This is a genomic window from Collinsella sp. TM05-38 (genome assembly GCF_003466445.1).
Taxonomy (GTDB): Bacteria; Actinomycetota; Coriobacteriia; order Coriobacteriales; family Coriobacteriaceae; genus Collinsella.
Genome location: NZ_QSPM01000001.1, coordinates 103,743 through 118,525, shown reverse-complemented (window position 1 = coordinate 118,525; position 14,783 = coordinate 103,743). Strand labels below are relative to the sequence as shown.

General features: G+C 58.3%; 11 protein-coding genes. 4 read left to right on the top strand and 7 right to left on the bottom strand.

The features are described from left to right. Positions 1–15: 15 nt before the first annotated feature. Positions 16–654: a hypothetical protein gene (locus DXD49_RS00485; RefSeq protein WP_147347813.1), complete on the bottom strand. Its 639-nt coding sequence runs from the start codon at positions 652–654 to the stop codon at positions 16–18. Between the two features lie 242 nt (positions 655–896). Continuing rightward, the gene (locus tag DXD49_RS00480) at positions 897–2,225 is read right to left on the bottom strand and encodes an ATP-binding protein (protein WP_117735655.1); all 1,329 of its coding nucleotides are present in this window, start codon (positions 2,223–2,225) and stop codon (positions 897–899) included. 408 nt (positions 2,226–2,633) lie between these two features. Between DXD49_RS00480 and DXD49_RS00475 the strand changes: the two genes are divergently transcribed. The 4 genes from DXD49_RS00475 to DXD49_RS00460 all read left to right on the top strand — a co-directional run bounded on the left by DXD49_RS00475 (position 2,634) and on the right by DXD49_RS00460 (position 6,925). Then, positions 2,634–3,371: a DUF4428 domain-containing protein gene (locus DXD49_RS00475; protein ID WP_117793913.1), complete on the top strand. Its 738-nt coding sequence runs from the start codon at positions 2,634–2,636 to the stop codon at positions 3,369–3,371. A gap of 24 nt (positions 3,372–3,395) precedes the next feature. Next, positions 3,396–4,718: a hypothetical protein gene (locus DXD49_RS00470; RefSeq protein WP_117735653.1), complete on the top strand. Its 1,323-nt coding sequence runs from the start codon at positions 3,396–3,398 to the stop codon at positions 4,716–4,718. 48 nt (positions 4,719–4,766) lie between these two features. Beyond that, entirely contained in the window at positions 4,767–6,005 is a 1,239-nt protein-coding gene (locus tag DXD49_RS00465) for an SPFH domain-containing protein (RefSeq protein ID WP_117793912.1), read from the top strand. Positions 6,006–6,085: 80 nt separating this feature from the next. After that, positions 6,086–6,925 carry a hypothetical protein gene (locus DXD49_RS00460; protein ID WP_117793911.1) on the top strand — a complete coding sequence of 280 codons (840 nt, stop codon included), beginning with the start codon at positions 6,086–6,088 and terminating at the stop codon, positions 6,923–6,925. A gap of 194 nt (positions 6,926–7,119) precedes the next feature. Here the strand turns inward: DXD49_RS00460 and DXD49_RS00455 are convergent, their stop codons facing one another. From DXD49_RS00455 to DXD49_RS00435, 5 genes are all read right to left on the bottom strand, one after another. Next, on the bottom strand, positions 7,120–7,743 hold the full coding sequence (locus tag DXD49_RS00455; protein ID WP_117735650.1) for a response regulator transcription factor: 624 nt from the start codon (positions 7,741–7,743) through the stop codon (positions 7,120–7,122). Then, positions 7,740–9,233, bottom strand: coding sequence for a sensor histidine kinase (locus tag DXD49_RS00450; protein ID WP_117793910.1), 1,494 nt, complete (start codon positions 9,231–9,233; stop codon positions 7,740–7,742). Before DXD49_RS00450 ends, DXD49_RS00455 begins: the two co-directional genes overlap by 4 nt. A 2-nt stretch (positions 9,234–9,235) precedes the next feature. Further along, the gene (locus tag DXD49_RS00445) at positions 9,236–11,119 is read right to left on the bottom strand and encodes a histidine kinase N-terminal 7TM domain-containing protein (RefSeq protein WP_158564824.1); all 1,884 of its coding nucleotides are present in this window, start codon (positions 11,117–11,119) and stop codon (positions 9,236–9,238) included. A gap of 359 nt (positions 11,120–11,478) precedes the next feature. After that, on the bottom strand, positions 11,479–12,747 hold the full coding sequence (locus DXD49_RS00440) for an ATP-binding protein (protein WP_233541709.1): 1,269 nt from the start codon (positions 12,745–12,747) through the stop codon (positions 11,479–11,481). 135 nt (positions 12,748–12,882) lie between these two features. After that, on the bottom strand, positions 12,883–14,313 hold the full coding sequence (locus tag DXD49_RS00435; RefSeq protein ID WP_117793908.1) for a 6-phospho-beta-glucosidase: 1,431 nt from the start codon (positions 14,311–14,313) through the stop codon (positions 12,883–12,885). Positions 14,314–14,783: the final 470 nt, after the last annotated feature.

Genomic DNA, 14,783 nt, shown 5'->3' with positions numbered 1-14,783 from the left:
TTCAGAATCGTCTTGTCACTTGGCGCCAAATTCCGACGCATCCATCGAAAGCTCGGCGATATCGGACTCGCGCCCAACCTCAGGCTCACCGTGTAGCTTGGCGCGACGGACGCTGTGGAGCAGTACCACCTGCGCAACCGCACAGGCAACAAGAACAAACTGCTGCGGAATCCCCGCAGGCATCACCATATGGTTGAGCACCTGCAGCAAAACGCCCAAAGCATACGAAAGTGCCAACACGCGCGCCAAATACGGCGTCCGTGCAAAGCGTCGCGCAAAGTTGGCATGGGCGGTCGATCCGCAGTAGCCCAGTGTGCAGAACGTCAGCAACCCGCCGGCAATGAGCATCTCAAATTGAGCCGCCATCATCAACAGCAGCAACGCCGATGCCAGCAACACGCCCGCGATGTCGCTTGTCGTATCGATCGCACGGGGACGGCGGTAGTGCAGAAGGGGACGCACAAGAAAGCCGATTGCGCTCGCGCCGACGATGAAGCTCTCGTAGACAACGACCTCGCTCGGCGGCACAAACTCGGCAACGCGCACGTCAAAAAGATACTCGCCAGCCAAATACGTAAAATAGAACAGCGCTAGGCATATAATCTCCCGAATGCCCCGACGTAAGTATGCGGCTGTGTCTCCCATGCCTCTCATGAATCCCCCCCCCCGCCGCTCAACTGTTTGGATTTCAATTTTAATAAAGAATCAGTCCCGATAACGAAGCCAAGCTCGAAATGCCGCGAATTTGACCCCAGTAGTCCACGGCGTGCAGCGTTTTTGAGCCGTCTGTCCCAGAAGGAGCACGACGTGGACTGCTTGCTCGGCAAAGAGTGTCCCCGGCGACCAGTCGTTTAAGAACGTCCCCAATGACTACCCTAGAGCTCTCAACCCTTCATCTATGGCATTTCTTTTAGCAGGCCCGCCATATATAGGGGCAAATACAATATCGCCTTTCCATCCACCACGTTGTCCCGGTGAAGCACGACCGCCCGAGCCAATCCATAGTTTTCAACGCTCATCAGGCGATCGAGGGCAACGTGCTTTGTGCTGTACCTACCCGATTTGACCTCGATAGGCAAAACGACGGGGCTCCGCTTATCCTCGATAATAAAATCGACTTCTCCAACCTTGGCCGCGTTAAAGTAGAACAACGAAGAGTAGCCGCATGCGCGCAGCTCCTGGGCGACCGCATTCTCAAAAGCCTGCCCAAAGTTGATCGATTCCCGCTGCGCAACAATGGCCTCGACATCAGCGGGAGAAAAAGTAGAGAACAGCAGCCCCACATCGCTCAGGTAGAACTTGAAAAAACTGTCTTCCCGCGAGAGACCCAAGGGGAACATGGGCTCGCTCACCCTCTTAACCGGGATCGCAACGCCCGCATTAACAAGCCAGTCAAAATCAGGCTGCAAATCCAAAAATCGTTTCCGCTTGTCTATCCCGGTAACGAGAAAGCGCTTGTTCTCTTTATTGAGCTGCGCGGGCATGGCATCGTAGATCGTCCTGATCCGTTGAGCATGCGCGGGGGCTTCGGCGTACCGTGCGATATCTGCGCGATATGCTTCGAGAATGCCCTGCTGACGAGCGCGCATCGCCTGTGTATCATGAGTTGAGACGAACAGCTGAACGGCCTCAGGCATGCCACCCACAAGGACATACCGATAATACGTCTCGATCAACCGTTCATGAATAAACGGAGGCACTTGTTCCCGTTTGCGATAACAGGCACGAACGACATCCCATAATGATTCGTCGACTCCCAGAGCCCAGGAGAATTCCTCGAAATCCATGGGAAACATCTCGAGGATATCGATAGTACCTACCGGCAACGACCGAAAATGGAACGCCTCAATCCCGAGCATGGAGCCGGAGTAAATGACATCGAAACGATCGTCTTGCGCAAGATAACGCATCCAGGTGATGGCGTCTCCGCAACGCTGCACCTCATCAAAAAACAGAAGCGTCTTTGTATCCGAAGCGATGGGCGATGAAGCCAGTGCGGTGATTCTCACAATGAGGTCATCGAGGCTCCTTGCCTCCCCTATGAGCTCGACCGCGTCGGGTCTCTCCACGAAGTCGATTTTCAGGAAGCTTCTATAGTTGTCACGGGCGAACTGCTCGACAGCGCTTGTTTTGCCAACTTGTCGAGCACCGGTAATAAGCAGTCCCTGCCCGGTTTTAGTCTGTTTCCAGCTTTCAATTTTCTCGATTATTTTACGCTTGAGCATAACTTGCCTCCCTTTTCCTATTTTAACTGGGATAACTGCAAAATTCCAATTGAGTATTTATATATTTCAACATAATCTCAATTGGAATTGACCTCTATTGAACATTTTTAGAAAGCGTTGATCGAATTTCCGACAGCGGGTGGGGCCATAACCAACCTGTCTCTCGAGAAGAGCCCCCCCCCACAAGGAGTGTCCCCAGGTGCCGGCAGAAAGGAACGTCCCCAAGTGCCACCCTTTGGCAAAGAGTGTCCCCGGCGACTAGTCGTTTAAGAACGTCCCCGATGACTGCCCAAAATGGGCCATGTGTCCCAGTTGTGGAGACTTCTTGAGCCGCTTGGGTATCGTGAAAGGCCGCGCACTCACCCATCATCAAAAGTGACACACGCTACCAGTTGATGGGAGGCAGCCATGGGCTTCTTTGACAAGATGTTCGAGAAGAAAGAATGCGCGATTTGCGGTACCGAGCTGGGTCTTTTGGGAAAGACCAAGATCAACGAAGGCTACCTGTGCAAAGAGTGCGCCGGCAAGCTCTCCCCCTTCTTTAGCGGCTGGCGCTCCAGCACCGCAGACGACATCCGCGAGCAGCTCGCCTACCGCGAGGCCAATGCCGAACGCCTGGCGTCGTTCAACCCCACGCGCACGCTTTCTGCCGGACGCACCAACATCATGCTCGACGAGGACGCGGGGCTGCTGATCATTACCTCGCAGAGCCGCTGGCGCGACGCCAATCCCGACATCATCGAGTTTTCGCAGGTACTCGGCTGCGACATGGACATCGACGAGCATCGGACCGAGGTCTATCGCGAGACCAAGGACGGCGAGCGCAAGAGCTATGATCCGCCGCGCTACGACTTGGATTACGACTTTAACCTGACCATCCACGTCAACACGCCGTACTTTACCGAGATCGGCCTGCGCGTGAACGACTCCACCATCGAGCAGCGCGGATCCGTTGAGTACCGCGAGGCCAAGCGCCAGGCAACCGAAGTCCGCGACGCGCTGGTGCAGCTGCGCCAGGAGACGCGCGATAGCGTCGCGGCCGCCAAGGCTCCCAAGACTGCAGTCACCTGTCCCTTCTGTGGTGCAACCACGATTCCCGATGCCAGTGGGCGCTGCGAATACTGCGGCGGCGCCATCGGCGCATAGTCCCCGGCGCAGAAAGGACCGATCATGGCCTTCGAGAGCGTCAACTATCAGTGCCCTGCGTGTGGCGGCCCCCTTCACTTTGCCAGCGCCGAGCAAAAGCTCGTCTGCGACTACTGCGATTCGCGCTTTGAAGTCGAAGAGGTCGAGGCTCTCTATCGCGAGCGCCAGGGCAAGGCGGATGCCAAAGCCGACGCCGCGGCCACGGCGTCCAAGCCCGCTGTCGACGACGCGGTACAGGAGCTTGCCCAAAACGCCGGCTATATCTGCTCGTCGTGCGGCGCCGAGCTGGTCTCGGACGGCACGGTCGCCGTTACCACCTGTCCCTACTGCGGCAACTCCGCCGTGGCACCCGGCCAGCTCTCGGGAGACTTCTCCCCCGACCTGGTGATTCCGTTTAAGCTCGAGCGCGACGACGCGCTGGCGGCGCTCAAGGAGCATTACAAGGGCAAGATCTTGCTACCCAAGAGCTTTATCACCGGCAACCACATCGACGAGGTTCAAGGCGTCTACGTGCCGTTTTGGCTCTACGGCGCCCGCGTGGACGGCGAAGTGCGCTTTGATGCGACCAATGAGACCGTGCGCGAGGAATCCGACCGCACGGTGACGACCATCGACCACTACGACGCATACCGCAAGGGCAATATCTCGTTTGAGCGCGTGCCCGTTGATGGATCGACCAAGATGCCCGACGGCCATATGGATGCCATCGAGCCGTTTGATTACGAGGCTCTGCGTCCGTTCTCGGTCGCCTACATGCCCGGTTACATCGCCAACCGCTACGACGAGGATTGCGAGGCCTGTAAGGCGCGCGCCGAGCGCCGTATGGAAGAAAGCACGGTCTCGGCCCTGCGTGAGACTGTCGTCGACGAATATGACGATGCCACGGTCGAAAGCAAGCAGCTCGATTACACCTGGGAAGACAGCGACTACGCTCTGTTCCCCGTCTGGATGCTTTCCACCTCATGGAACGGCAAGCGCTACCTGTTTGCCATGAACGGCCAGACCGGCCGCATGGTCGGCGAGCTTCCCTGCTCCAAGCCCAAGCTCGCTGTTGCCTCGGTGCTGTTCTTTGTGATCGGATTTATCCTCTCCCAGATTCTCTTTATGGGTGAGAACGCCTTCAATCCGAATTACCTCACCTTTGACATCGAAGGCATCCTCATCAACATCATCGCGCCGCTGATCATCGTGATTATCGGAGACGTGCTACTGGTAGGCCAGCTCAAGACGGCCAACGAGGCCACCCACGCCGACGAGTACTGCGGCGAGCTCGACCTGACCGAGAAGCACGACACCTTCAGCCACACCGAGACCACCGTTGTCATGAAAGACGACAAGGACGACTAAGCAATCCAACCAATACCACCCGGCCTTTGACGAGAAAGGAAGATCACCATGGGACTCTTGAAAGCTGGATTGGGAGCTGCCGGCGGCGTCATGGCCGACCAGTGGAAGGAATTTATCTACTGCGAATCGATGCCTGCTGACGTCTTGGCCTGCAAGGGCAGCAAACGTACCGGTGGCCGCAGCTCCAACACGCGCGGCGAGGACAACGTCATCTCCAACGGCTCGGTCATCGCCGTCAACGACGGCCAGGGCATGCTCGTGGTGCAAAACGGCAAGATCATCGAAGTCGCGCTGGAGCCCGGTGAGTTCGTCTTCGATACCGGCAGCGAGCCGAGCGTCTTTAGCGGCAACCTGGGCGATTCCATCAAGGAGACCTTCGCCAATATCGGCAGCCGCTTTACCTTTGGCGGCGACGCGGGCAAGGACCAGCGCGTCTACTTCATCAACACCAAGGAGATCATCGGCAACAAGTACGGCACCGCCTCGCCCGTACCCTTCCGCGTGGTCGATAACAACATTGGCCTGGACGTCGACATCTCCGTGCGCTGCAACGGCGAGTATTCGTACCGCATCACCAACCCGCTGCTGTTCTACACCAACGTATGCGGCAACGTGACCGATAGTTACACGCGCGACAAGATCGACAGCCAGCTTAAGTCCGAGCTGCTCACCGCCTTGCAGCCCGCCTTTGCCAAGATCTCGGAGATGGGCATCCGCTACAGCGCCATCCCCGGCCACACCACCGAGCTCGCCCGCGCGCTCAACGAGGTTCTCTCTGCCGACTGGCGTGACCTGCGCGGCGTCGAGATCGTGAGCTTTGGCGTTAACTCCATCGCCGCCTCGCAAGAAGACGAGCAGATGATCAAGGATCTGCAGAAGGCAGCGGTCATGCGCGACCCCACCATGGCGGCCGCCAACATCGCCAGCGCCCAGAGCGACGCGATGCGTGCCGCGGCGGCCAACCCCAACGGCGCGATGGCAGGCTTTATGGGCATGGGCATGGCAGGTGGCATGGGCGGCATGAACGCCAGCCAGCTGTTCGCCGCCGGCCAGGCGCAGCAGCAGACCGCCCCGCAGCCGGCTCCGGCACCCGCTCCCGCACCGGCTCCCGCCGCACCTGCGGCCGGCACGTGGACCTGCAGCTGCGGCGCCACCAACACCGGCAAGTTCTGCTCCGAGTGCGGCAGTCCCGCACCCGCCCCGGCGCCGGCCAAGTGGTTCTGCCCCAACTGCGGTAGCGAAAACGGCGGCAAGTTCTGCAGCAACTGCGGAACGCCTAGGCCCTAACCCCTTTATCTGGTAATTGGCGGGGGATCCGCCACCCCCGCATTTGCTTCTATGGGTTTTCACACAAGAAGGAGGACACCATGAAGACAACGTTCAAAAAGTCCGCACTCGCATTTCTGACATGCGTCTTGGCGCTCGCCTTTGCCCTCACGGGCTGCAGCGGCGGCAAAGACCCCAAGGCCAACTTTGTCGGTAGCTGGAATCTCTCGGGTGGAACCACGGAGGGCGAAGAGCTGACCGATGAGTATATGGATATGTTCGAGGAATGGGGCATCAGCTGCATCTTGGTCCTGGACGAAGACGGCACGGGCAGCCTCGATTTGTTCTCCGAAGTTTCCGACCTAAAGTGGGAGGCCAAGGACGCTACCACCGCGAGTATCACCGTCGACAAGGAGACGACCGACGTGAAGCTCGAGGACGGCAAGCTTGTCCTTGAGGACGGCGAGGACAAGCTCATCTTTAGCAAGTCCGATAAGGACCTGTCCGGTACCGTGAAGAAGGATCGCGATGCCGCCGAGAAGGAAGAGGAAGTCGAGGAGGCCGTCGAAGACGGCGATGTCCAGAGCGTCGAAATCTCCCCCGCCGTCACTGTCGCCGATGACGACCTGTGCACCATCACCATCACCGAGAAGTTCCAGGACGACTGGGGCGACATCGGCTTTGTCGTCAACATCGTCAACAAGAGCGACAAGGACCTGACCTTCTACGCCCCCACCGGCAAGACAAACGTCAACGGCACCATGAAGGAAGCCTGGTTCTCGGCCCACCTGATGCCCGGCACCAACGCCACCGAAGAGTTCACCTTCTCGAACGGCACGCTTGACAGCTTCGACAGCCTAGTCAACACGACCATCGGCATCGACGCCTACCTGACCGATTCCTACGAGGACGTCGCTTCCTACAGCGCAACCATCGCGTAGCGACAGACATCGACAGCCGCGGATTGGCGGACAAACCCGCGCGCGTACCAGACGGGGCCGCAGGAAATGATCCTGCGGCCCCGTCGCTTTGCGCCAGCAACGCTCTGCCCACGCAAACAGGCCGCCCGCCGCTTCCAGGTGCGATGCGGCGGGCGGCCTGCTTTTTAGCGTCGAAGCGCGGTCGAGAGCATCGATTACGGACGCTCCATATTGGGGACGATGCTGCCCTCGGTCACCGCATGCACGGCCAGGCGCATGATATTGTCGTAGCCGGTCTTGCTCAGAATCTCCGAGATGCGGCGCTTGACGGTGCCCTCACTCATAAACAGCTCGCCCGCAATCTCGCGACGGCTCTTGCCCTCGCAGGCAAGGCGCAAAATCGACAGCTCAATATCATCGAGGGCCGCCGTGCCCGAGAAAATGCTCTCGGGCGGTTTGGGAAACGTGCAGTAGCCCGCCAGCGTGGAGCGCATCACGCCAAACAGCTCGTCGATACCGACATTCTTGTACACAAAGCTATCGACGCCCGCCTCGCGCGCCTGATCGACAAAGGTGATCTCGGGCATACCCGTCATAATGATGACACGGCACTCGGGCAGTTCCTCTTTAATACGCGCTGCCGCCACGATGCCATTGGAATCGTGCTCGGTGCACACGTCCATCAGTATCATGTCCGGGCGCTCCTTGAGCACGACATCGAGGGCTTCGGAAGCATCGGCTATCGCGGCGACAACGGTCATATCGGACTGGTCGCCAACGGAGCGTGCGAGACTCTCGCGCAAGATGGCCTGGTCTTCGACGATGAGCACGCGGATCATGAGCTTCTCCTTTGGACCGTGGCGTTGGAGTGCAGCGGAATGGATACCGCAAGCGTAAAGGGCGGGGCGGAGCGGACTTCCAAGCTGCCGCCCAGATCTTGCGCGACACGCCTCATACTTGGGATACCCGTTCCTTCGCGATACGATACGGGGGCTGGGGACCCGTCGTTAGAAATAGTCATGTGCGAGACGGCACCAGCATCCGTCCCCTCCTGCCACAGGCGCACGTGGACCTGATGTGCCTGCGCATGCTTGGTAGCATTGGTCGAGGCTTCGCGGATAATCTGCAAGAATGCTGCGGCGATACGTGCATCCTGGGGCAGTGCACCCTCGACATCGATCTGCACGCTCACCAGGCCGAAGGCGTGGACGATATCGCCCAGCTGCTCCGAAGGCTCGCCGGCACCGCCACGGCGCAGATCGGCGGCGATTGAGCGCAGCAACGGGTCAATCTGCTCGAGCGACTCGTCGTCCAAACGCCCCTCCTCCAGATAGCGATGGAGGATAGACAGGCGCTGGCCGATCACATCGTGAACGCGGGCACGCATGCGCAGATAAGCCGCGTTGTCGGCAACTTTTTTGACTTCTTCGATCTGAGCCTGGAGCTCTTTGCCCGCAAGCTCAAGCAGGTGGTTGGCCTGCGCCAGGCGGTCATGCGCATGCGCATACTCTGTCACATCCAGACCGATTATGCGCTCGAACGAACGGCCCGAGACCATAACGTCATCGCACACAAACAGGCGAATCTCGGCGGGAGAAACCTCGACCACAACGCGCGCCTCACCAAAGCGGTCTAAATTGATGCGCACGCGGCTCTGGCTGCTTTCGGGCATTTGCATACTGAGTTTGCGCAGGTCGTTCCATGTACCGCTCATATCGCCTAGGTCGGTGGGCATATGAAGCTCCACCAGGTTTTTGCGCATGCAGCGGTTCATGAGCAGCGGATGGCCCCTCGGGTCTAGATACAGAATGCCCACGGGAATCACGTTGATGGTTTCAATCGTCGAGAACGCGGTGATGTCCTCCTGGCGGTTACGGACGTCCATCAAAAGCGCCGCGATGGAGCGGAACAGGAAGAACGCTCCCTCTGCGATAAGGACAACGGCCCACGCCGAGCCCATGGCAAAAACCACCGGCGGTGTAACGGCGACAACAAGCAGCAGCTCGGCCAGCATGACAGGGCGACGATAGTGCACCATAAGGACCACGCCATAGGCAAAGATCGCGGCATTGAGCCACAGCACTCCGCCCATTGCCCTGGCGCAAACGTCAAGCGGCGCCACCAGATACGAGCCAGACGACGCGAATAAGATGAGCGCCGAAATCATCAGGTGAAGCACAAGGCTCGCCTCGTAGGCGCAAATCACCTTGCGGTTATAGGACGAGCGCCGCGACGCGATGAGCGGAACGTGAATGGTCTGCAGGCATGCCGCTAGGGCAAAGACGACGTCGAGCGCGACAATCTGAGGAAGGATAAGCGGAATCTGCATGGTCACTCACCCGTCCGCGGCATCAAGACGATCATGCGCAGCTGACCGGGCTCGCCCTCAAGACGATACGCCACGTTTCGCCCCTGCAGCGCGACCTCGAGCTCGTGGGCGGCGGGTGTTCGCGAAAGATCGTCCTCATCGTTGGAAAAGAGCGTGGCGCGCAGCTCGACACTGCACGAGTCGTGGTCGCCCAAGTGATACATAAGCGCCGGATGATCGGTGGTGTAGGCAAAAAACGCAAAGTCGTACACGCAGTCGTACAGCGCGCTTACCGTACTGGCGTGCAGTGGGCGGCGTATGGCGACAATCGAGGCGCAGTCGACATCGATGGTGCGCAGATCGCTTGCGAGCTCGTTGGCAATCAGCTGAATACGGTCGCGGTCAAAGCCGCTCTCCTCGTGCTGCGCCAGCGTAAGTGACCCTTTGCGCTTGCAATAGGCAACGAGCATTTTGGCGCACTGCAGCATGCGGTAACGCTCATGCGAGGACGCCTCGTCGGTAAGCGGAGGCAGCGAGCTCAGCAGGCTGTACATCTCATCGAGCGCGCGGGCAAGCGCCCGGTCCACATCTTGAACCAGCAGCGCCTCGGCCTCCTGGTCTGCCAAATGCGCCTTAAGGTCATAGTCGGCCGCGAGCAGTTCGTTTTGACGTTGCAGTTCCATACGCCGATACGCCAGCTCGCGATTGAGCTCGTTGAGCTCCGAGACCTCCTGGGCAAGGAGAGCCGACCCGCCCAGCAGCGGAAAAGCTCGATACATCACATCGGGGGCAGACGCCACGGTAAAGGCGTGGGCACGCCCGTACTCCTGCGCACGAAGCTCTTCGCGCACATCTGGCGTGATTGGTCCCGACATCGGCGTGGCATATGCCGCCTGCAAGTCGCGCGTCAGGACCTTGAGGTCGAGCGGCAGGGTATCGAAGATGCCGGCGATATCGTGATACGACGGGATGACGCCGCAATCGAGGCAAATTTCGAGTGTTACTACGCACAGCACGCAATAGACCAGCGAAAAGTTGAGTTTCCACGCCCAGGGCACACGCAGGGCATACGAAGCGGCAAAGAACGCGCCGCCCAGCAACACGAGTGCTGCCGTGCCTGAAAAGCGCTGGATTCTATAAGACGAGGACCGTCCCACCAGGACAAAAAAGGCAACGACGTTAAAAGCCGTCCACGCCAGAAAGACAAAGTAACCCCAACCATACGTGTAGTCGTTGCTCCAGGTTTCGCTTGCGCGGTCAAAGTGGAATATCTGCCGGTGCCAATCGTTGGTGAGCACAAACGCGATAAGCAGGGCGGCCGTAATCCACAAGGCCGTGCGGTAGCGGCGGCCCGCGCGATGTTGCTCCACGCCCACGAGGCGCATGCCGCATAGCTGAAAGAGCAGCGGGATGAGCGTCATGGGCACGTAGTACAGGTACCAAAGCAGCGTGGCGTAAGTTGGCGTGAATGAGTTGTACTTAAAGATGACCTCGATCATCCACAGGGGGCAGATGGCAGCGATAGCAACAAGGCGGCGGCGCAACATATAGTCCAGGCAGCGCAGGTAAGCGAGAACGCCCCAGATTGAAAACGTGACTGCGGCGACAAGTAGCGGAAAGGAGCTCGTATGGGCGAGCTCGTCCGCGACCTCTTTGGACACCTCACCATAGACGGGCACGGTGTTGGAAAGCTTGGGGTCCGAGGCGAACAGCGCCGGCAAGACCGCTAAAAGCATAAGGAACAACGCGGTGATGGCGCCGGCGATAGCAAAGACGCGACGGCGGTATACACGATGCGATATGTCAACAAGGAATCGCGGCATGGCAAAGAGCTTGCCGCCCCTGGGATCCGCCGCGGGTGCGGATCGGGCGGCCGCGTGACCGATATGTCGCTCGCGGGTACCCATAGTGCCTTTAGTGTACCGACAGATGGGCCCAAAAATCGGGCCACATGTCCCAAAATCCGCAGACGGCAAGGCGCCCGGCGGGCATAAGCTGCTCGCCGGGGGATCGGTTCGACGAAGAGGCCTCAGCCGTAGCAACGGATTGCCCAGCGAGAGATTTCCCAAGTACCAACTCAAACAGTACATGTTTAATCTGTTTCGTTAATTGAAATGCGTAAATATGGTTAACCAAAAAATTGATATTTGGTTAATTGGTAACTGTAAATTCGGTTAAACGCGCTGGTAAACAATGGTGATAATTAGGCAAGTAGTCATTGGGGACGTTCTTAAACGACCAGTCAAACAAGAACGTCCCCCAATGACTAATCGACAGCGAGGGTCTCCTCTAGGTATTCCTTAAAATACGGAAGGTCAAAGCCAACCCTTCCTCGGCCGCGCTCACCAATAATCCCTTGCTCAATCAGGCGAGCGCGGTATTGCGACGCATAATTGCTCTTTACGCCCATTCGCTCTGCAACGTCCGCAATCTTGCTCTCGCCCCCGTCTGCAAGCATTGCCTCCAAGAACGCTTTATCGCCTTCGGACAGTTCGTAATACGTCGGCGCCAACACGCGCTGCTCCATGTCAGAACGCGCAAGCGCAATGCCCCTTGTAGCATCTTGGGCGGTTATCTCTTCTGCCTGAGGCCGTATATCCCAAGAGCGGAAACCGACGAGCTGCATAAGAAACGGAAAACCGCCGATGGCATCTACCATCTTCTGAAGGCCGTCAGCACTCACGCGCCTGCCACCGCCCTCGATGGTCTCCTTCAATGCAACGGCAATTTCCTTGTCGCTAATATTCCCCAAGTGGTGCTGAACTGATCGACGCAAAAATGAAACGGACTGGTTGCGCAGCAGCATTGACACCTGATGCGGCAGCCCCGCCATCAGCACTCCCACACGTCGGCCTTCGCGCACAAACATCTGGTACGTAGAGGCAAAACTAATCATTTCATCGAACGAAGCCGACACCTCATCGATCGTGAACAGCAAACCGATGTCATATTTGTCCAAAGCTTTTATAAGGCGAGTCATCCGCGTGCGCCAGTTTGCCGAAGGTGCCTGCTCCGGCTCCCATTCCACGCTAAATAGCTGGCCCACACTCAAACCTCTGAGCCTAGGATTTAAGCCGCTATCGATATATTCAGCCGCAACTTCACGCGTTTGCTCGTAAATGTCTTCCAACATTCCAGGAGCAGCAGCCACGCCGACCGAAATCCAACCATGCCTTTGCGCCTCGGAGCTAAGGTATGAGAGCAGGGCCGTTTTACCTGTTCCTCGTGCGCCAACATAGATTGTTGCCAAGTTGGGATCGCCGGGTCCGCGGTCGAGCGCTCGCACAACATCATCAATAAGATACGTGCGGCCGGCCATAATTGGCGGGACGATGCCAAATGTCGGCGTAAACGGATTAATGGGCACATCCATGGAACACTCCCCCGTCAGCTCTATCCTGCTTTCACTAGTTTTGCAAGTTTTAACTTCTTTTGCAAGTTTTAGCTTCTTTTGCTTTCTTTCACTTCTTTTAACAAAGCGCCCGGCGGGCATAAACTGCTCGCCGGGCGCCTTGGTTAGGAAGCTATAAAGCATAACTTTCGAAATGCGGCGGTCAGGTCCACCTCCTAAGGGCCTGAGGTGCTCAAGATTGGGAGCGGCAAGCCCGACGAAGCGTACTTTAGGTACGCGAGGAGGGTTGGAGCCCCAAGGTTGAGTGCCTCAGTGCCCTTAGGCCAGGTCTTCGCCGTTGGTGGCGATTACCTTCTTATACCAATCAAAGCTCTTCTTCTTGGAACGCTTGAGGGTGCCGTTGCCCGCGTCGTCGCGGTCGACGTAGATAAAGCCGTAGCGCTTGGACATTTCGCCGGTGCCGGCAGAGACGAGGTCGATCGGGCCCCAGGTGGTGTAGCCCAAAAGGTCCACGCCGTCCTCGGTCACGGCATCGCGCATGGCGGCGATATGCTGGCGCAGGTAGTCGATACGGTAGTCGTCGTTGATGGAGCCATCCTCCTCGACAACATCCTTGGCGCCCAGGCCGTTCTCGACCACAAACAGCGGCTTCTGATAACGGTCGTACAGGTCGTTGAGGGTAATGCGGAAGCCCAGCGGATCGATGGCCCAGCCCCACTGGCTCTCCTGCAGATAGGGATTCTTGGCGCCGGCGAAGGCGTTGCCCTTGGTCTTCTCGACATCGGGGTTATCGGCACCGGCGGAGCAGCGGGTGGAGTAGTAGCTAAAGCTGATGAAGTCGACGGTGTTTTCGGCCAGGATCTCGCGGTCCTCGTCAGTCATGCCGACGTCGATGCCCAGACGCTCGAGCTTCTTGACGGCATAGGCCGGGTAGTAGCCGCGGCTCTGGACGTCGACAAAGAAGTAGTTGTCCTGGTTGTCGAGCTGCGCCTGGCGCACATCGCCCGGACGGCAGCTGTAGGGGTAGTAGGTGCCGGCAGCGAGCATACAGCCGATCTTGACCTCGGGGTCGATCTCGTGGGCAATCTTGGTTGCCCAGGCGCTGGCGACGAGCTCGTTGTGGGCGGCCAGGTACTCGACGGCCTCCTTGTTCTCGCCCTCCTCAAAAACCAGGCCGGCACCCATAAACGGCAGGTGCAGGATCATGTTGATCTCGTTGAAGGTGAGCCAGTACTTCACCAGACCCTTGTAGCGGGTGAAGATCGTGGTCGCGAGGTTCTTGTAGAAGTCGATGAGCTTGCGGTTGCGCCAGCCGCCGTACTCCTTGATGAGGTGGATCGGGCAGTCGAAGTGCGTGATGGTCACGAGCGGCTCGATGCCGTGCGCCTGGCACTCGCGGAACACGTCCTCGTAGAAGGCCAGGCCGGCCTCGTTGGGCTCGGCCTCGTCACCGTTGGGGAAGATACGGGTCCAGGCCAGGCTCATGCGGAAGGTCTTAAAGCCCATCTCGGCAAAGAGGGCAATGTCCTCCTTGTAGTGGTGGTAGAAATCGATGCCGGTCTGTGCGGGGTAGTAATAGCCGTCCTCGAAGTCGAGCATTTTGCGCTGGCCGGAGACCACCGCATAGCGCTCGGGGCCGTGCGGGGCCACGTCCACATTGGCCAGGCCGCGCCCGTCCACGTCGTAGGCACCCTCGCACTGGTTGGCAGCCGTCGCGCCGCCCCACAGGAAGTCTTTACGGAAAGCCATACATCGATCCTTTCACGCGCTGTTTGTCATAGGCTCAGTATCTCTATAAACGGCACGTCGCTCAACGGCAACGGCGCAGGTCGACACTTCTTTTCGCGCTTGGGCGCCCGGCGGCCGTCCAAGCCTGACACTTTCTGATACCCACCAGCCCCAACCACCACGAAGGGGACAGGCACCTTTGTGGTGGTTTTGGTCGGTTTGTCTCGCTCTGTAACAGTTAGGCCGTCAAAACCGGGCTTATTGTTACAGATCAAGATTTTCGGACCGCCCCTGCAGTTTGTCTCGATCTGTAACAGGTAGAGACGATTTTGCCTGCTAGATGTTACAGAACGAGACAAACGGAAATCAGACCGCCGCCTCAATAGGAAAAAAAGGAAAAAATAGGAAAGAAAGGAAAGGAGTCGTACAGGTGTTCTATATAGGAAAAAACCACCACAAAGATGCCTGTCCCCTTCGTGGTGGTTTTTGGA